The 18,023-nt window shown below is 71.9% G+C and carries 13 protein-coding genes and 1 pseudogene; 5 read left to right on the forward strand and 9 right to left on the reverse strand.

The window, feature by feature from the left end; translation table 11 throughout:
• From RIF65_RS14885 to RIF65_RS14905, 5 genes and pseudogenes are all read right to left on the reverse strand, one after another.
• Positions 1 to 562: pseudogene (locus RIF65_RS14885) on the reverse strand (hypothetical protein); the annotation flags it as partial.
• Between the two features lie 136 nt (positions 563 to 698).
• Entirely contained in the window at positions 699 to 1,292 is a 594-nt protein-coding gene (locus tag RIF65_RS14890; RefSeq protein WP_309067055.1) for a hypothetical protein, read from the reverse strand.
• Between the two features lie 84 nt (positions 1,293 to 1,376).
• Entirely contained in the window at positions 1,377 to 2,276 is a 900-nt protein-coding gene (locus RIF65_RS14895; RefSeq protein ID WP_309067054.1) for a phosphotransferase, read from the reverse strand.
• Positions 2,277 to 2,324: 48 nt separating this feature from the next.
• Positions 2,325 to 3,746: an aminopeptidase P family protein gene (locus RIF65_RS14900; protein WP_309067053.1), complete on the reverse strand. Its 1,422-nt coding sequence runs from the start codon at positions 3,744 to 3,746 to the stop codon at positions 2,325 to 2,327.
• Between the two features lie 50 nt (positions 3,747 to 3,796).
• Complete coding sequence (locus tag RIF65_RS14905) at positions 3,797 to 4,831, reverse strand: endonuclease/exonuclease/phosphatase family protein (protein ID WP_309067052.1); 1,035 nt, start codon at positions 4,829 to 4,831, stop codon at positions 3,797 to 3,799.
• Positions 4,832 to 4,902: 71 nt separating this feature from the next.
• On the opposite strand from RIF65_RS14905, the gene RIF65_RS14910 reads away from it, so the two are divergent.
• Both RIF65_RS14910 and RIF65_RS14915 read left to right on the forward strand, forming a co-directional pair.
• Complete coding sequence (locus RIF65_RS14910; protein WP_309067059.1) at positions 4,903 to 5,775, forward strand: PHP domain-containing protein; 873 nt, start codon at positions 4,903 to 4,905, stop codon at positions 5,773 to 5,775.
• A 73-nt stretch (positions 5,776 to 5,848) separates the two neighbouring features.
• Complete coding sequence (locus RIF65_RS14915; protein ID WP_309067051.1) at positions 5,849 to 6,781, forward strand: DUF817 domain-containing protein; 933 nt, start codon at positions 5,849 to 5,851, stop codon at positions 6,779 to 6,781.
• A gap of 3 nt (positions 6,782 to 6,784) precedes the next feature.
• Here RIF65_RS14915 and RIF65_RS14920 read toward each other — a convergent pair whose 3' ends face one another.
• Entirely contained in the window at positions 6,785 to 8,314 is a 1,530-nt protein-coding gene (locus tag RIF65_RS14920; protein ID WP_309067050.1) for a DEAD/DEAH box helicase, read from the reverse strand.
• 182 nt (positions 8,315 to 8,496) lie between these two features.
• On the opposite strand from RIF65_RS14920, the gene RIF65_RS14925 reads away from it, so the two are divergent.
• Complete coding sequence (locus RIF65_RS14925) at positions 8,497 to 9,207, forward strand: ferritin-like fold-containing protein (RefSeq protein ID WP_309067049.1); 711 nt, start codon at positions 8,497 to 8,499, stop codon at positions 9,205 to 9,207.
• A gap of 41 nt (positions 9,208 to 9,248) precedes the next feature.
• On the opposite strand, the gene RIF65_RS14930 is transcribed toward RIF65_RS14925, so the two are convergent.
• Together RIF65_RS14930 and RIF65_RS14935 are read right to left on the reverse strand one after the other, a co-directional pair.
• Positions 9,249 to 9,536: a hypothetical protein gene (locus tag RIF65_RS14930; protein ID WP_309067048.1), complete on the reverse strand. Its 288-nt coding sequence runs from the start codon at positions 9,534 to 9,536 to the stop codon at positions 9,249 to 9,251.
• A 1-nt stretch (position 9,537) separates the two neighbouring features.
• Complete coding sequence (locus RIF65_RS14935; RefSeq protein ID WP_309067047.1) at positions 9,538 to 9,762, reverse strand: DUF3107 domain-containing protein; 225 nt, start codon at positions 9,760 to 9,762, stop codon at positions 9,538 to 9,540.
• Between the two features lie 98 nt (positions 9,763 to 9,860).
• Here RIF65_RS14935 and RIF65_RS14940 point away from each other — a divergent pair, with 98 nt between their 5' ends.
• Both RIF65_RS14940 and RIF65_RS14945 read left to right on the forward strand, forming a co-directional pair.
• Entirely contained in the window at positions 9,861 to 13,127 is a 3,267-nt protein-coding gene (locus RIF65_RS14940; RefSeq protein WP_309067046.1) for an ATP-dependent helicase, read from the forward strand.
• A 104-nt stretch (positions 13,128 to 13,231) separates the two neighbouring features.
• Positions 13,232 to 16,654, forward strand: coding sequence for a UvrD-helicase domain-containing protein (locus RIF65_RS14945; protein WP_441338855.1), 3,423 nt, complete (start codon positions 13,232 to 13,234; stop codon positions 16,652 to 16,654).
• On the opposite strand, the gene RIF65_RS14950 is transcribed toward RIF65_RS14945, so the two are convergent.
• On the reverse strand, positions 16,600 to 17,997 hold the full coding sequence (locus tag RIF65_RS14950) for a phosphotransferase (protein ID WP_309067045.1): 1,398 nt from the start codon (positions 17,995 to 17,997) through the stop codon (positions 16,600 to 16,602). The genes RIF65_RS14945 and RIF65_RS14950 overlap by 55 nt on opposite strands.
• Between the last annotated feature and the right edge of the window lie 26 nt (positions 17,998 to 18,023).

Genomic DNA, 18,023 nt, shown 5'->3' on the forward strand with positions numbered 1-18,023 from the left:
GGGGGGGGGGGGCGGAACCGGTGGGTCGATGCCTGCCCAGGCGTAGGTGAGGGCGCTGCGGCGTCGCAGCCGGATGGGTGGGCGTGCGCCGGGTGGGTGCAGAACGAAGTCGTCGGTCGCAGGCATGCCAGAGACAGCCGCCGTCGCGGATCGCGAGCGCGATGCGTTGTCGAGGGGTGAACAGCCGATGCTCGCGCCCGACGTTCAGAGGGTTCCCGTACCCATCCAGGGTGACCGTCACACTCCCGGTGTCGCAGATGCGTTGCGCGGCCGCTGCGACGGGCCACGAGTGGCCGTAGTCCTCAGTGTGTGCGGAGGCCGTCTCGCCGGTGCCCGGGGCCATCACCTGCACGATGCGCACGCCGGGCTGCCGCGCGCCGAACACGGTTTCCGCGTCGGCGAGGGCTCCGGAGCGCAGCACATCCATGAGCAGGTCGTAGCTGAGCTGGTCGTTGGTGCGGTCGTCGGCGATGAGGTCGGCGGCGCGTTCGCGTTCGTCGGCGGTGACGAAGCGGGGTCCGCCGCGGCGGGGCGCAGGGCGGCGTCGCGCATCGCTCGCCACCAGGCCGCGCCTTCGTCGTCGAACAGGATCGATCCGTGCTCGACGCCGTCCTGGGCGATCCAGGTGCGGAAGCGGCGGCGGGCGTAGCGTTCCAGGAAACGTCGTTCCGCGCCCTCCGGGTCGAGCCGGTCTCGGATCATCCGGGCCGTTGCGCGCAGTTCCTCCACCGTGCGGTCTGCGGCCTCGGTGATGAGCTGCTCGGCGGCAACCCCGAGTCCACAGCGTCCGACGCATTCCCGTCGTCGCCCGCGCCACAGCCCGCGGCATCTCCCTCCCCGCCGTGGTCGGGCTCATCGGCTCCTCCCTCGGGCGGGCCGTCGGCGGAGCCGGAGTCGCTGGATGCGCCTGCGTCGCTCGATCGGACCCCGCTGCCGCGGGGAGCTTCGGCATCCGCCAGCAGCGCCGTGCCGAGTCGGACCTGCCGCTCTGCTTCGGAGCGCGCAGCACCGGAGATCTCTTGCAGGAGAGCGGCGGGGTTGCGGTGACCCAGCGATTGCGCCAGACCGTTCTGTCCGGCCGCGCACGTCGAGCGCGCCGCCACGATGCCGGCACCGGCGATGGCGATCCGCTCCGCCCAACGTCCGACACCCGCTGCGATGCCCAACGCCGTAACGAGGTCGTCGGCGCCGAGCTGCGCCATCCGCTGCGCGAGGGCATCCGCCTCCACGTCAGCACCCAGCAGCTCACGCAGCTGCGCGATCTGGGATTCGACGTCTGTGAAGAATGCCATACTTCATCATCGGAGGGGCACCGACATTCGAACGAAGAATCGACCCCTCCGCGGTCTCGCACGGTAACGAAAAGATAGCGAAGCTCAGCCGCCGATCTCCTCATCGTCCAGCAGTCTCGCCACCGTGCTGCGTCCCAGCTCGGCCATGACGGGATTCGACTCCGCGTAGTACCAGACCAGCCCCATCGCCTGCTGCAGAGCCCATCCGGCACCGGGCAGCCACTCGGCCTCCGACGCCCCTACCGCGTCGCGCAGCCGGGTTCGGGCGGGCTCGTCGAACAGGTGCCACGCCACGACGAGATCGAGGGAGCGGTCGGCCGGTCCGAACCCGCCGGCGTCGAGCACGCCAGTCAGCCGCCCATCCGACACGAGCAGGTTCGCCGGCGTGAGGTCGCGATGGCTCATCACGTGAGCACCGGATGCCGGCACGCCGCGCAGCCGATGCCAGAGAACCGCCACGCGGCGAGTGTCGACGATCCCGCTGCTCTGAGACACGCAGTGCGCCATCCACTCGTCGTGGTCACTCAGTTCGCCGCCGCGCCCCTGCCCGTCGAACACGCGTCCGGCGACCGGTACCCGACGCAGCGCGAGGATCAGCGCCGCGACATCCTCAGCGAAGGCGACGGATGCTGCGCACACGAAAGGATCCGCGACGCGGCCTGGCACCCAGGTCTGGAGGCTCCATGCAGAGGGGTATCCGTCGTCACCCGACCCGATCCCCACAGGGCGGGGCGCCGCGACCGGCGACGCATCCGCGAACTCCGCGAGCGACCGCGCCTCCGCGTCAAGTGCGGCCGCGTCGGTCGCCTCGAGCGGGAACCGCGCCGCGAGGTCCGCTCCAACGCGGAACACCGCGTTCACCGTGCCCGAGCCGGAGACGGCCGTCAACGGCATCCCTGCCAGGGCAGGGAACTCGCGCGCGATCAGGGATGCCGCCATGGCCGCGTCGATCGTGAGCTGCCCGGCGTGCATGCCTTGGGTCACGGCTTCCCCTGGTCCACCAACCGCGTCTGAATCTTCATCCGACGAAGCTCAGGACTGACGCTTCACGCGCGCCATCCACGCCTCGACATCCTCGACCGTCCGCGGAATGCCCGCCGACAGGTTCACCGGTCCGTCCGCCGTCATCAGGATGTCGTCCTCGATGCGCACGCCGATGCCGCGAAGCTCCTCCGGCACGGTCAGGTCGTCGATCTGGAAGTACAGACCCGGCTCGATCGTGAACACCATCCCGGGCTCGAGCACGCCGTCGTAGTACATCTCGCGCCGCGCCTGCGCGCAGTCGTGCACGTCGATCCCCAGGTGATGTGACGTGCCGTGCACCATGTAGCGACGGTGCTGGCCGCCGGCGTCGGCATCCAGCGCCTCCTGCGCCGTCACCGGCAGCAGCCCCCATTCGGCGGTGCGGCGGGCGATGACCTCCATCGCCGCCTCGTGCACGGTACGGAACTTCACTCCGGGCCGGGCCGCCGCGAACGCGGCATCCGCCGCCTCCAGCACCGCCTCGTACACCCGGCGCTGCACGTCGCTGAACCGTCCGGACACCGGCAGGGTGCGGGTGATGTCGGCCGTGTACAGGCTGTCCACCTCGGCGCCCGCGTCGATCAGGATGAGGTCGCCCGGCACCACGGCACCGTCGTTGCGGGTCCAGTGCAGGTAGCACGCGTGGTGGCCCGACGCGGCGATGGTGTCGTAGCCCTCCCAGTTCCCGTCGCTGCGCGCCCGCTGATGGAACACCCCCTCCACGATCCGCTCGCCGCGGGCGTGCTCGACGGCACGGTCCATCGACCGGACGATGTCGTCGAACCCGTCGGCGGTGACCGCGATGGCTCGGCGCATCTCGGCGATCTCGTACTCGTCCTTCACGAGACGCAGCTCGGACACGAACCGGGTCAGCTCGGCGTCCTCGTCGACGACGACGTCCTCCTCACCCGCCTGGAAGGTGTCGATGTGCGCGGTGGTGATCTCCAGGTCGGCGGCGACCCCCTCCAGCGAGGGCCGCGGTCCGATCCAGAACTCGCCGATCGTGGCGTCGGAGTAGAACTCCGACGTGGTGCGGTCGGCGCGCTCGCGGAAGTACAAGGTCACCTCGTGACCGGCATCCGTCGGCTCGAACACGAGCACCGAGTCGGGCTCGGCATCCGTCGCCCAGCCGGTGAGGTGCGCGAATGCGGAGTGCGCACGGAACGGGTAGTCCGTGTCGTTGCTGCGCTGTTTCAGCGAACCCGCCGGCACCACCACACGCTTGCCGGGGAACGCCTCCGACACCTTCGCGCGACGCGCCGCCGCGTACCGGGCCTGCGCGCGCGGGGCGGGCAGCGACTCGGGACGGTCGGCCCAGCCGGTGGAGATCGTGTCGAGGAAGCCCTTCGGGAACGGCTGCTTGCGGTTGGTGTTCTCCTCGACGGCGGCGTCAGGGGTCTCGACGGCGGTGTCGTTGTCTGCGGTGGTCATGCGTCCATCCTCTCACCGACGGACCCCGCACGGTCGGCCGGCCCGGCCGCTCACGGCGTCGACGCGCTCAGCGGCTCCAGTTGCGCGATCACGGCGCGGTGGTCGCTGCCGCCGGAGTCCTCCAGCACCACTGACCCGGTTGGGTTCCAGTTCTCGCTGGCCATGATGTGATCGATCGGCACGCCCGCCAGCGGCGGCAGGTTCGCCGGCCACGTCCCCGCCATGCCGTTCCCGGTGCGGCTGGCCACGTCACGGCAGCGCCCCATGTCACCGCCGTCGACGCCCAGCGACGCCATGTGATCGAGCGTCGCATTGAAGTCGCCGGCCAGGATGAAGTCGCCCTCCGGGCACTGATCGGCCACCCAGGCCAGATCCGACCGCCAGCGCGGCATCGCCTCCTCGCGCGGGGCGACGGCGTGCACCGCGACGATGGTGGGTCCGGTGCCGTCGATCGGCATCGCGACAGCGCTCGGCACCGAACCGGTGTTGCTCGTGCCGTCGCGCGACGAGGCGATCACCGAGTACTCGCCCATTTCAGTGGAGATCAGGATCGTCGTCTGCCACGCCTGCGGACCGTTCTCGACGTCGGGGCGGATGTTCACGTGGTGCACCCACATCGGCTGTCCGGCCTCGCGCATCTGCAGCGCGATCTGCTCGCCGACCTTCTGCGAGGTCTCCGGGAGCGCGACGATGTCCGCCTGCTGCTCGGCGACCGTCGCCGCGATCCGCTCGGCTGACACGGCAGCGCCCTCGGTGTTCCAGGTCATCACCCGGATGGCGGTCTCGGTCTTGTCCGGCAGCGACCCGGTGCCGAAGCCGCGCAGCGCGCCGATCGCTGCTCCGGCCCCCGCGCCCACGAGCGCGATCACCAGAACGGATGCCGCGAACCCGCGCATCCGCTTCGACAGGGCGAGCAGCGCGGCGAGCACCGCGATCACCAGGAACCCCGCGACCAGGACCGTCCGGGCGGACACGATCTGCGCGATCGGGAAGGTGGTCTCCAGCTTGAAGAACTGCGGCCACACGAGCACAGCCGTCGCGATGGCGAACAGCACCGTGACGAGGATTCCGACCAGGCGTAGCATCGCCCGAAAGCCTAGGGGAAACGGCTGTGACCGCACTGAAGCCGCCCACCCGTGCCGGTACGCTCGACACCATGACCACGGCCGCACGACCCGCCTTCACGGGACCGAGCGACCTGCACATGCACTCCAACCACTCCGACGGCACGCAGCCGCCCGCCGAGGTGGTGCGTCAGGCGCACGCGCACGGCATCCGCACCCTCGCGCTGACCGATCACGACCGCACCACGGGCTGGGACGAGGCCGCCGAGGCGGCGAACCGGCTGGGCATGACCTTCTTGCCCGGCATGGAGCTGTCTGCCAAGCACGAGTGGCGCAGCGTCCACGTGCTCGGCTACCTGTTCGACCCGACCGATCCGGACCTGATCGCCGAAACGGATCGCATCCGCGGCGACCGCATCGGCCGCGCCGAGCGGATCGTCCGCAACATCGGCCGGGACTACGACCTCACCTGGGACGACGTGCTCGCCCAGACCACCGCGGATGCCACCGTGGGCCGGCCGCACATCGCCGACGCCCTCGTCGCCCGGGGCATCGCCCGCGACCGGGCGCATGCCTTCGACGGCATCCTGCACCCCCGCGAGGGCTACTACGAGCCGCACTACGCCCCCGACCCGCTCACGGCCGTGCGGCTGATCACGCAGGCCGGGGGAGTGGCAGTGATCGCTCATCCGGCCACCGGTCGCGATCGGATGATGCCCCTCGCGACAATCGAACGGCTGATCGCCGCCGGGCTCGGCGGACTCGAGATCGACCATCGCGAGAACACCGCAGCAGGCAAGCGGATGCTGCGCGAGATCGCCGCCCGTCACGACTTGATCGTGACGGGATCCAGCGACTACCACGGGGCGGGCAAACCGAACCGCCCGGGGGAGAACACCACGAGCGACGACATGGTGGCCCGCATCATCGAGCGCGCGACGGGCACTCCCGCGCGCCACCCCTGACAGCCGACGATCCACGGCGGACTGCCAGCCGATTCCCGGCGCCCCATCGCCGCCGACGGATACCGTCCGGGGCATGCGAATGGCGACATCCCTGGAGCGGCGCATCGACGCGGCCGCGCACGTCCTCCTCCGCGACGCGCCCGCCCACGGCATCCGCGCCCGCCTCGTGGAGGTCGTGGTCTTCATCGTCAAGCAGGCGTGGGCCTGCGTGTTCGGTGCGGCGCTGCTCGCCGTGATCGTTGCGGCGCGTCTCTGGTATCCCGAGGACGCGGCCCCGGCACGCAACGACGCCCTAACCATCGCCGCCCTGCTGATCCAGGTCGCGATGATCGCGTTCCGGCTGGAGACGGGCCGCGAACTGTGGGTGATCATCCTCTTCCACATCACCGGCACCGTGATGGAGCTGTTCAAGACCGACGCTGGGTCGTGGACGTACGACGCGGAGGGCATGCTGCGCGTCGCGGGCGTGCCGCTCTTCAGTGGCTTCATGTACGCCGCGGTCGGCTCGTACATGGTGCGCGTGCACCGGCTGTTCGACCTGCGCTTCACCCGCTACCCGCGCCGCTGGATCACCACCCTCCTCGGTTCGGCGATCTACGCCAACTTCTTCACGCATCATTTCTGGTGGGACGCGCGCTGGGTGCTGCTGGCAGCGGTCGTGCTGCTCTGGATGCCGTCGGTCCTGCACGCCCGCGTCTGGCGCGCGACCCTTCGGCTGCCGCTGCTGACGGTCTTCGCCGGGGTGGCTGTGTTCATCTACCTGGCCGAGAACATCGGCACCTGGGCCGGAGCGTGGTCCTATCCCGACCAGCTCGCCGGGTGGCATCCGGTGTCGCCGAGCAAGCTCGTGTCGTGGTTCCTGCTGATGATGATCTCGGTCGTGCTGGTGACGATGGTGTACCGGCCGGAGCCGCCGGCCGTGACCCTCATGGTGCGCGACGAGGGCGGCACCCCGCTCCGGCGTGACCGCCGTGGGGATGCCGCCCTCGAGACGACTGCGGAGTGAGGCTCAGGCCCCGGCGACCGGCGCACCGCCGCCCGCGCCGCGGCGGCGACGGCGGCGACGAGCGGGTGCCGGCTTGCCGTCGTGGTGCTCCCTGCCCGCCCCGTCGTGCGTGCCCGCCCCTTCGGCGGCGCGATCCGCCGACGCAGCGTGCGCCGAGTCGGATGCCGACTTCTGGCCGCCCTCCGCGCCGTCGACGAACGTGGCGCCGACCTTCTCGGCATCCGAGGCGCGGCGGCGACGGCGACGACGGCGGGTGCCGGCCTCGTCGGTGCCCTCCGCTGCGACGTCGGCCGCCTTCTGCGGCTGACGCTGACGGCGCTCACCCGCGGGCTTCTCGGCCTTGGGGGCCGTCACCAGGCGGCCCTTCGTCCCCTCCGGGATGTCCAGGTCGGTGTACAGGTGCGGACTCGACGAGTACGTCTCCACCGGCTCGGGCTGACCGAACTCCAGGGCGCGGTTGATCAGCGCCCACTTGTGCAGGTCCTCCCAGTCCACGAACGTGACCGCGATGCCGGTCTTGCCGGCGCGGCCGGTGCGGCCGGCGCGGTGCAGGTACGTCTTCTCCTCGTCCGGGATGGTGTGGTTGATCACGTGCGTGACGTCGTCCACGTCGATGCCGCGCGCGGCGACGTCGGTGGCGACCAGCACGTCGCGCTTGCCGGCCTTGAACGCAGCCATCGAGCGCTCGCGCTGCTCCTGGCCCATGTCGCCGTGCACACCGCCGACGTTGAAGCCGCGGTCGCTGAGCTCGTCGACGAGCCGCTGCGCGGCGCGCTTGGTGCGGGTGAAGATCACGGTCTTGCCGCGGCCCTCGGCCTGCAGGATGCGGGCGATGATCTCGTCCTTGTCCAGCGAGTGCGCGCGGTACACCAGGTGCTTGATGTTCGCCTGGGTCAGACCTTCGTCGGGGTCGTTCGCGCGGATGTGGATCGGGTTCGTCATGAACCGGCGGGCCAGCGCGACGATCGGTCCGGGCATCGTCGCCGAGAACAGCTGGGTGTGCCGCTTCTCGGGCACCTTCTGGAAGATCTTCTCGATGTCCGCCAGGAAGCCGAGGTCGAGCATCTTGTCGGCCTCGTCCAGCACGACCTCGGTCGCGTTCGACAGGTCGAGCAGCCGCTGGCCGGCGAGGTCGATCAGGCGGCCAGGGGTGCCGACGACGATCTGCGCACCCGCCTTCAGCTGGTCGATCTGACCCTCGTACGCCTTGCCGCCGTAGATCGCGACGACGCTGGTGGAGCGGTTGCTGGTGAGCAGGTCCATGTCCTCGTACACCTGCACCGCCAGCTCACGCGTCGGCACCACGATGAGCGCCTTGACGCCCGGTTCGGGGTCGAGCCCGAGCCGCTGCACGACCGGGATGCCGAACCCGAAGGTCTTGCCCGTGCCGGTCTTCGCCTGGCCGATGATGTCCTGGCCGGGGAGGCCGAGAGGGATGGTCTGCTCCTGGATGGGGAACGCGTCGACGATGCCCTTGGAGGCGAGGGCGTCGATGATGTCCTGATCGATACCGAGATCAGCGAATGAAGTCACAGTTGTCTTGCCTGTCCGGCGCGCCTGGCGGCCATGCGGGCCACCCGAGCGGCGCCTCGTAACGGATCCACGCCGTCTCACTGCTGTCACAGGCGCGGGGCCCTGCTCCGATGGCAGGACGCGACCAGCCTACCGGAGCGGCACGATCCGCCACAGCGGGGGCGCGCGAGTAGTCTGGGCGGGTGGTCAACTGGTTCTGGAAGCGCAAGCCCCAGCGGCGTCCGCTCGCGCTGCGCAGCAGGGGGGATGTCGGCGACGCCACCCGCGTGGACTTCGCCGAACTCGCCCCAGAGCTGAACCGCTTCCTGGGGCAGGCGGCCTACCTGCAGCTGGGCTACTTCGAGACCCTCACCCGCGGCATCCGCGCCACGCCGGAGCTCGGTCGCAAGGAGGCGCTGTCGCGCGCCGCCGGCGCCGCCCTCGACAAGCACCGCGGGATCGTGGAGGTGATCACCGAGCGCGGCGACGACCCCACCCAGCTGATGCTGCCGTTCCGCGAGAACCTGGACGCGTTCCGTCGCAAGACGATCGGCGCCCGGCCGGAGGAGACGCTGCTCGCGGTCTACCTCACCGCCGGGATGCTGGACGACTTCTACCTCGCCCTGGCGTCCAGCTATGGCGAGACCGGGGAGCGGGTCGCGCGGATCCTGCGCGAGGACGACGCGCGGCACGAGATCGTCGCGATCATCCAGGAGACCATCGAGAGCGACCAGGAGTGGCGCTCACTGCTGTCGATGTGGGGACGCCGCCTGGTCGGCGACACGCTCCTGGTGTGTCGCGGCGCGCTGCGTCCGGAGCACCTCGCCGCGGACGACACCCGCATCGAACCGGTGTACACCGAGCTGATGGGCGCGCACGCCCGGCGGATGGACGCGATGGGGCTCGCCTCCTAGCATCCGTCTCGACGGCTTCAGCCGTTCAGGATGCCGTCGGCTCAGATCCCGAGAGCGCGTCGCGCCTCGGTGTCCGTGCGCCGGCGCCGCGCGCTGAGCGCGAGGGTCGCGATCACGGCGAGCAGGATGCCGCCGCCGACACTCCACACCCACAGCCACGGGTCCGTCTCCGGGGCGCCCGCCCACTGCATCCCGGTGTACACGGCGGCCGCCGTCGCGGTCGCGATCGCGGGCGTCACCGCGACGCCCCGCAGGTCGCGGTCCGGCAGCACGAAGTGCAGCGCGACGCCCAGCGCGCAAGCGCCGATCAGCGCGAGCAGGATGTACATGTCAGGCGACGAAGCCGACGCGACGGGACTCCTCGGTGCCGATCTCGACGAAGGCGAGGTTCGCGGTCGGGACGACGTAGGTGTTGCCCTTGATGTCGGTGAGCGTCAGGTGCGTCGCGGACTGCTCGAGGGCGGAGGTGATCTGCGAGCGCACCTCGTCGGCGCTGCTCGAGGTGTCGAAGCTCAGCTCACGGCCGGTGTTGACGATGCCGATGCGGATTTCCACGCGTTCTCCTCCAGATCCGGGACTTGCCACTCTACCCGCCGCGACGGATGCCGCGGTCGCGGTCGGGGATGTCCGCGGTCGCGGTTAACGTGGAGGGCATGACCCACCCCGCAGTGCGAGACGATCGCGTCATCGACGACGCCGGGCAGCGGGCCGTGGTGCAGGCGCCTGCGACCCGCTCCGGTGTCGTGCTCGGCGCGCCCGGCACGGGCAAGACGCGCACGCTGACCGACCGGGTGGCACACCTGCTGGACGGCGGGATGACGCCCGAGGAGATCCTCGTTCTCACTCCGAGCAGGCAGGCCGCGACCGCCTTGCGCGACCGGATCGGCGTGCGGGTGCGGCAGGCGACACCGGGTCCGCTGGCGCGTTCGCTCGGCTCGTTCGCGTTCCAGATCGTCCGCGGGGCCATGGTCCGCGCCGGCGAGGAGCCGCCGGCGCTGCTCACCGGGGCCGACCAGGACCGCATCATCGCCGAACTGCTGGAGGGCGAGGCCGAGGATCCGGTCGTGGACTGGCCTGACGCGCTCAGCCCCGGAGTCAGGGCGACGAAGGGGTTCCGCTCCGAGCTGCGGGCGTTCCTCGCGGAGTGCACGGAACTCGGCATCGCCCCGGGCGAGCTGCGCCGCACCGGCGACGAGGTGTGGAGAGCAGCCGCGGAGTTCCTCGACGAGTACCGTCGGGTGCTGGACGGCATGCGCTCAGCGCATCGCGACGCCGCCGATCTGGTAGCGGAGGCGGCCGGCATCCTGCGCACCGCCGACGCCGTCGTGCTCGGCCCGCTCGCGCGCCTGCGGGTCGTGCTCATCGACGACGCGCAGGAGCTCACCCGCGGAGGCATCGAGCTGGTGCGGGCGCTGCGCTTGCGGGGCGTGGCCGTGCTGGCGTTCGGCGACCCCGACATCTCGTCCGGCGCCTTCCGCGGCGCGAGCCCGGAGCTGTTCTCGGAACTGGCGGGCGAGCTGGGCACCGTGTTCGTGCTCGACGTGCCGCACCGTCAGCGGCCGGCGTTGACGGCCCTGACCCGCACGGTCACGCAGGCGATCGGCGCGTCGGGGCGGGTCGAGCACCGCCGCGCGCCCGGGGCGGCCGATGAGCGCGGCGACGAGACGTCCGCGGTCACGGCGTTCCTCGCCGGTTCGCCGTACGAGGAGCTCGATCGCATCGCCGGGGTGCTGCGCGACTGGCACCTGACCGGCGGGGTCGCCTGGCACGACATGGCGGTCATCGCCCACGACACCCGGCAAGTCGCCACCCTCGAGGCCGAACTGGCCGCGCGCGAGGTGCCCACCAGGGCGGCCGGGGTCCAGCGCCCGCTCGGCGAGGAGGGCGCCGTGCGCGATCTCGTCGGCGTCGTCGCCCTCGCGCTCACCCCCGTCGAGGAGCGCACGCCGCAGCAGCTGGAGGAGGCGCTGCGCTCGCCGTTCGGCGGCATGGACGCCATCGGGCTGCGGCGATTGCGCGCCCGGCTGCGGCATCTCGAGCTGGCGGAGGACGGCTCCACGCCGGCGCGGGAACTGCTGCGCCAGGCGATGGCGAACCCGCTGCGGCTGGAGCTCATCGACGCGCCGGAAGCCAGGGCGGCGGCCCGGTTCGCGACCACCCTCGCCGACATGACCGCCGCGGCCGAGCGCGGCGAGACGATCCACGACCTGCTGTGGCGAGCGTGGGACGCGGCGCGGGCCGTCGACGGACGCAAGCTGCAGGTCGCCTGGCGGGAGGCCGCGCTGATGTCGTCGGGCGGCGAGACCGCCAGGGCGCTGGATGCGCTCGTCGCGTTGTTCGACGCCGCCAAGCGATTCGTCGAGCGCACGCCCAACGAGAAGCCGGACAGGTTCGTGCGCGACATCCTGGGCAGCGAGGTGCCCGAGGACACCCTGTCCACCCCCGACCGCCCCGGACGGGTCACCCTGCTCACCCCTGCCACGGCCCTCGGCACCGAGTTCGAAGCCGTCGTCGTCGCGGGTGTGCAGGACGGCGTCTGGCCGAACCTGCGGTTGCGAGGCGGGATGCTGCGCACCTGGCGTCTCGCGGATGCCGTCACGGCCGCCCGCACCGGCGTCGACATCCCGGCACCGGGCGTGCTGGACCGCCGGCGCAGCGCCCTGCACGACGAGCTGAGGCTGTTCGTGCGGGCCCTGTCGCGCGCCCGCAGTCGCCTGCTGGTGACCGCCGTGGACGACGACGACCTCAGCCCGAGCCCGTTCTTCGCATTCTTGCCGTCACCGGAACCGCCGGAGTCGCACGCCTCGGCGGAGCATCCGCTCACCCTGCGCGGGCTGGTCGCCCGGCACCGGCGCACCCTCACCACGTCGTCGTCCGAGGCCGCTCGTGCGGAGGCCGCCGGCCAACTGGCCGTGCTGGCGCGTGAGGGGGTTCCCGGGGCCGCTCCGGAGGACTGGTACGGCGTGGCCGAGCCGTCCACCCGGCAGCCGCTGCACGACCTCACCATCGAGGCCGCCCGCGTGTCGCCGTCGCGGATGGAATCGTTTGAGGAGTGCGGTCTCGGCTGGGTGATCTCCGCGCTCGGCGGCGACACGGTCATGCCGCCGTCGGCCGGCATCGGCACGATCATCCACGAGGCGATGGAGAAGTCGCCGGACGGCGATCTCGAGCGGCTGCGCGCGGTCCTCGAGGAGCACTGGCCGGAGCTCGACTTCGAGACCGCATGGATCGGGCGCAAGGAGCGACGCCGCGCGGACACTTACATCGACCGGCTGCATTCGTATCTCCGTGAGGTCGAGCACGATGGAGGGCGGGTGCTCGCCGGAGAGGTGGAGTTCCGCTTCGCCGTCGAGGTCGCCGACGATGCGCTGGATCCGAGCCACGTCCCCGCCGTGCTGCCGGCTGACGGCGACGCCCCGGACGGTGCACGGCGTGCGATCATCCACGGCTTCATCGACCGGGTCGAGGCGTACCCCACCGGCGGCGGTGAGCACGCCGCCGCGCGGAGCCGCGGCTGGACGCCGATGCACGAGGGACACGAGGGGGAGCGGGTGGTCGTCGTCGACCTCAAGACGGGCAAGAACGAGCCGGAGAGCGACGGCAAGGTCGCCGAGCACGCACAGCTCGCCGCCTACCAGATCGCGGTGCAGCAGGGTCTCATCGACGGCGCGGATCCCGCAGCGCTGGCCGGCGCCCGGCTGGTGCTGGTGGCGAAGACGCTCTCCGGCAGCGACTACCGCGTCGCGCACCAGCACGCCCTCGACGTCGAGTCGAAGACGCAGTTCCTGCGCCGGATCGCGGATGCCGCCCGCGGCATGTCCGCGAGCAGCTTCACCGCCCAGGTCGAGACGCACTGCGCCGACACGCAGGCGCGGATCAACCCGTGCCGCATCCACACCGTGCCGGCGGTGAGCGCGTGAGCGCCCTGTCGGCGACCGGGGCGAGCGAGGTCGGGGCGAACCGGGTCGCAGGCACCGCCGCGGCTGGCACGGTCGCGCCCGCCGGGTGGGCCACGCGGCCGACGATCTCGGCAACCGACGTGGCTGTGGCGCTCGGGCTGCCCACCCCGACGCCGGCGCAGCAGCAGGTGATCGAGGCGCCGCCGCAGCCGGCGCTGGTCGTCGCCGGCGCGGGAAGCGGCAAGACCGAGACGATGTCCGGGCGTGTGGTCTGGCTGGTCGCCAACGGACTGGTGCGCCGCGATGAAGTGCTCGGGCTCACGTTCACCCGCAAGGCCGCCGGCGAACTGGCCGAGCGGATCGGCGCCCGCCTCGCCCTGATCGACGAGTACGGCAGGCGCGGGCTGCTGCCACACCTTCCCGACATCGTGGCCTCCGGCGCGCTGCGCCGCGTCGACGCCGCCGCACCGGGACGCCAGCGCGACCTGGTGCGTACGCGCGTGCTCGACGAGCTCGCCGCACGCTACAGCACCGGATGGGACCCGGCGACGCCCCGCACCGCGGAGGACCTGATGACCAGGCCGCGGGTGTCGACCTACAACGCCTTCGCCGACGGGATCGTGCGTGAGCACGCGGCACGGATCGGGCGCGACCCCGACGTCGCGATGCTCAGCCAGGCGGCGTCCTGGATGCTGGCCCGTGACGTGGTGCTGCGTGCCGACCTGCCCGAGCTGGAGAGCATCGACTTCGCCGTGAACACCGTCGTCGACGCGGTGCAGCGGCTCGCCGCGGAGGCGCTCGACCACCGCGCCGACCTCGCCAGGGCGGAACGGATCGCCCGCGACACCGCCGCCTCCTTCGAGCCGTTCCGCAGCAACGGCGACATCGACAAGGCCGCCGCCAACCTGCTCGCCCTGCCCACCCTCGCTGCGCTGGTGCGCGAGTACATCGCCGAGAAGCAGCGCCGCGGCGTGCTGGACTTCGCCGACCAGGTGGCGGGTGCGTACGACATCGTCGAGTCGTCACCCGACGTGCGCGACGAGTTGCGCGAGCAGCATCAGGTCGTGCTGCTCGACGAATACCAGGACACCTCGGTGATCCAGACCCGGTTCCTCGCGGAAGTGTTCCGTGACGGCGCGGTGATGGCCGTGGGCGACCCGCACCAGTCGATCTACGGCTGGCGCGGTGCCAGCGCCGACAACCTGTACGCGTTCGCCGGTTCGTTCGCGTCCGAGCAGCCGGCGCGGACATACAGTCTGATGACCAGCTGGCGCAACGACCGCGGCATCCTCGACATCGCGAATCGCGTGCTGCAGCCGCTGCACCGTCCCGGCCTCGACGTCCCCCCGCTGGAGGCCCGTCCCGGAGCCGGCGACGGCGCCGTCGACGTGCGCTACCCGTTCACCGTCGACGACGAGGCGGCCGAGGTGGCCGACTGGTTCGCCGCCCGCCGCGCCGAGCACGACGCCCGCGCTCCGGGGACGCCGCATACCGGGGCGATCCTGTTCCGTTCCAAGCGGCACATGCAGACCTTCGCGGCGGGTCTCGCCGCCCGCGGCATCCCGCACCGCATCCTCGGGCTCGGCGGACTGCTCGCCACCCCCGAGGTGGTCGACGTGGTGTCCGTGCTGCGGTTGATCCACGATCCGAACGCGGGGTCGGCGCTGATCCGCCTGCTGGTCGGCCCGCGCTTCGGCGTCGGCGTCGCGGACATGGCGGCGCTCTACGACCTCGCCACCGAACTGTCCCGGCGGGACAGCGGACTGCTGCCGCTGCCCGACGAGCTGCGCGCCCGCATCCGGTCGTCCCGCGGAGCCGACGAGGCGGTGTCGATCGTGGATGCCGTCGACGTCGTCCGCGGACTGCGCGACGACTACCGGCTGCTGGAACGCATCACGCCCGACGGCCGCGCCCGCATCCGCGCGGCCGGGGAGATGCTGGAGCGGCTGCGTCGCGCGGCGACCCAGCCCATCCCCGAACTGATCCGCCTCATCGAACTGGAGTTGCGCCTCGACATCGAACTCGCCGCCAACGAGACCAGGGGGCCGGCCCGGGTCGCCTCCACACAGCTGCGCGCGTTCGCCGACGAGGTGCGGGCGTTCCTGGCCGCCGACCAGCGGGGAACGATCGGCAGCCTGATCGCCTGGCTGGACAAGGCCGAGAGCACCGACGAGCTTATGCCACGTCCCGAGCCGCCCGAGCCCGGCGTCGTGCAGCTGCTGACCATCCACGGGTCGAAGGGCCTGGAGTGGGACGCCGTGGCTGTCGTCCGCATGGTGGTCGACGAACTGCCCTCCCGCGTCAGCGACACCTCCGGCTGGTTCGGGTTCGGGGTGCTGCCGTTCGCGCTGCGCGGCGACTGCGCGGCGCTGCCCCGGTTCGAATGGTCGCCGCCGGTCAGCGACGAGCCCGACCCGCAGAAGCGGTGCAAGGCGGGGATCGCGTCGCTCACCAGCGCCAGCCGCACGTCTCCGGGCGCGCTGACCACGTTCAAGGCGGCGTACAAGGAGTACCAGCAGCAGGAGGAGCGCCGACTGGCGTACGTCGCGATCACCCGGGCCCGCGCCGACCTGCTGCTCACCGGATCGCACTGGGCCGGACAGAAGAGCCCCCGCACGCCGAGCCCGTACCTGCTCGAGGCGATCGACGCGCTCGGACTGGAGCCGATCGAGACGGTCGACCTCGACGTGAACCCGTATGCCGGGTCCGGCATGACACGCGAGTGGCCGATGGACCCCCTCGGTGGCCGCCGTGCGGTCGTGGAGCGGGCGGCGGCGCTGGTGCGCGCGGCGCAGCACGACCCCGACCGTCCAGAGCCGATGCCGGAGCTCTCCCGCCTGCTCGCCGAACGTGCCGAGCGGATGCGGGGTGCCGCGACCGCCGTTCCCACCCGCGTACCCGCGTCCCGGTTCAAGGACTACGTCACCGATTTCCAGGGGACGCTCGGCCGGATCGCCCGCCCCATGCCGGAACGGCCCTACCGTCAGACCAGGCTCGGCACGCTGTTCCACGCGTGGGTGGAGCGGCGCTCCGAACTGGTCGGGGTCGGTCCCCGTCTCGACGACGGACTGTGGGAGACCGACGACGAGTTCGCGGACAGCGGCGACGTGTCGCCGGCGGACGCCGCCGACCTCGCCGTGCTGCAGGAGAGGTTCGAGCGCAGCGAGTGGGGGCAGCTCAAGCCCGTCGCCGTCGAGATCGAGATCGACTTCGCCTTCGGCGCCAGTGCGGGTTCCGAGGCCGGCGCGCCGGGACACGTGGTGATCTGCAAGCTCGACGCGGTGTACCGGCGCGACGACCGCGGGGGTCGCATCGAGATCGTGGACTGGAAGACGGGCAAGGCCCCGCGCACGGCAGAGGAGCGGGAGGAGCGGATGCTGCAGCTCGCGCTGTACCGTCTCGCGTACCACCGTCGGTTCGGCGTGCCCCTTGAGGAGATCGACGTGGCGCTGTACTACGTCGCAGACGATCTCGTCATCCGCGGCGACCGCGACTACTCGGAGGCCGAGCTGGTCCAGCGCTGGAGTGCCGCGCGGGCGGCGCGCTGAGCCTCATCCTCGGAGTCGCCGTCGGCATCCGTGTCGCCGGACGGCTGCGCGTCGGTGCCCGACGGCGTCCTGTCCGGACCCCGTGAGCCCGAACCGCGCACCCCTGAGACGTCGGTGAGATCCTGCGTGGGCTCCTCCCAGCCGGCCGGGCGCTGCACGGCGGCGGGAGCCTCGTCGGCGGGCTCCCCACGGCCGGTCTCAGCATCGTGGTCCGACTCGGCGGCCACGGGTCCGGCATCCGTTCCGTCGCCCTCGTCCGCGGCATCCGCGTCGTGGTCGGCGTCGTGCCACAGGTCTTCGGGGCGGTACGCGTCGGTCTGCATCGAGGTGTCCACCGCGACCGCGGAGGTCTGCGGCACGCGCTCGAGCACGTCGAGCGCGGAGTCGACCCCGCCGGTGTACGAGGTGGCGACGGTGAGGTCGTCGTCGCGCAGACCCTGTGCGAGCGACTCGAGCAGCGCCGCGGCGTCCTCGACGATGTCGCTGCGGCGCAGGGCGTCGCCGTGCACCAGCCAGCGGGCGAACTCCAGCTCGGCGTGCAGCCGCGCTCGCACCCGCAGCGCGTCGTCGCTGGCGCGCGTGGAGGCACCCTCATAGGCGGCGTGCACGTCGTCCGCGGCATCCGGCGCCCCGGACAGCCAGCCGAGATCCTCGGCGGGGTCGCCCACGGACAACCCGCGCCATCCCAGCACACCGGTCACCTCGGGGCCGCGCTCGGGGTCGTCCTGGAACAGGAACGATCCGGCCTGAATGCCGCCGAGGGTCACGGTGCTCTCGAACCGCCACAGCTCGTCGTCGTCCACCGCCTCGCGCCAGCGCGTGGCGAGGCGGGCGGGCACCCGTCCGGTCGACGCCGCGCGGTCGATCAGGCGTCGCACGTCCCCGCGGACACCCTCCGGGTCGCGCACGGTCAGCCCGACGGAGCGCACCACGGAGGTCGGCAGGGCGTGCACGGCGGCGATGGCGGCGCCCACCGAGGGGGCCGCGCCGCGCCCGGCAGGCAGGTGCTGCGCGTCGATGTGGAAGCCGGGAAGCAGCTCGGTGACCAGGCCGCGCCCTTCGCCGACGCGCGTCTCGCCGATGTAGGAGGGCGCCTGGAACGGCAGCATCTCCCGCACTCCCGCAGTGAGAGCGCGCAGGGCGAGGGCCTCCTCGGCGAGCTCGCGGGCGGTCTCGTCGTCGTCCGCGACGCGGATCGCCAGCTCCCGCCCGTCGGCGAGGGTCGCGACGGCCGAGTCGAACCGCCCGTCCCCACCGGAGGTGAGAGCGCGGGCGCCGACGACCTCCGCCCCGGGCAGTGCGGCCGTGACCGCCGCCACTAGAGTGAAAGGAGAGCGTGCCATGTCCTCCAGGGTAGGTCTGCACCCGG

The sequence above is a fragment of the Microbacterium sp. genome (genome assembly GCF_031180975.1).
Lineage (GTDB): Bacteria > Actinomycetota > Actinomycetes > Actinomycetales > Microbacteriaceae > Microbacterium.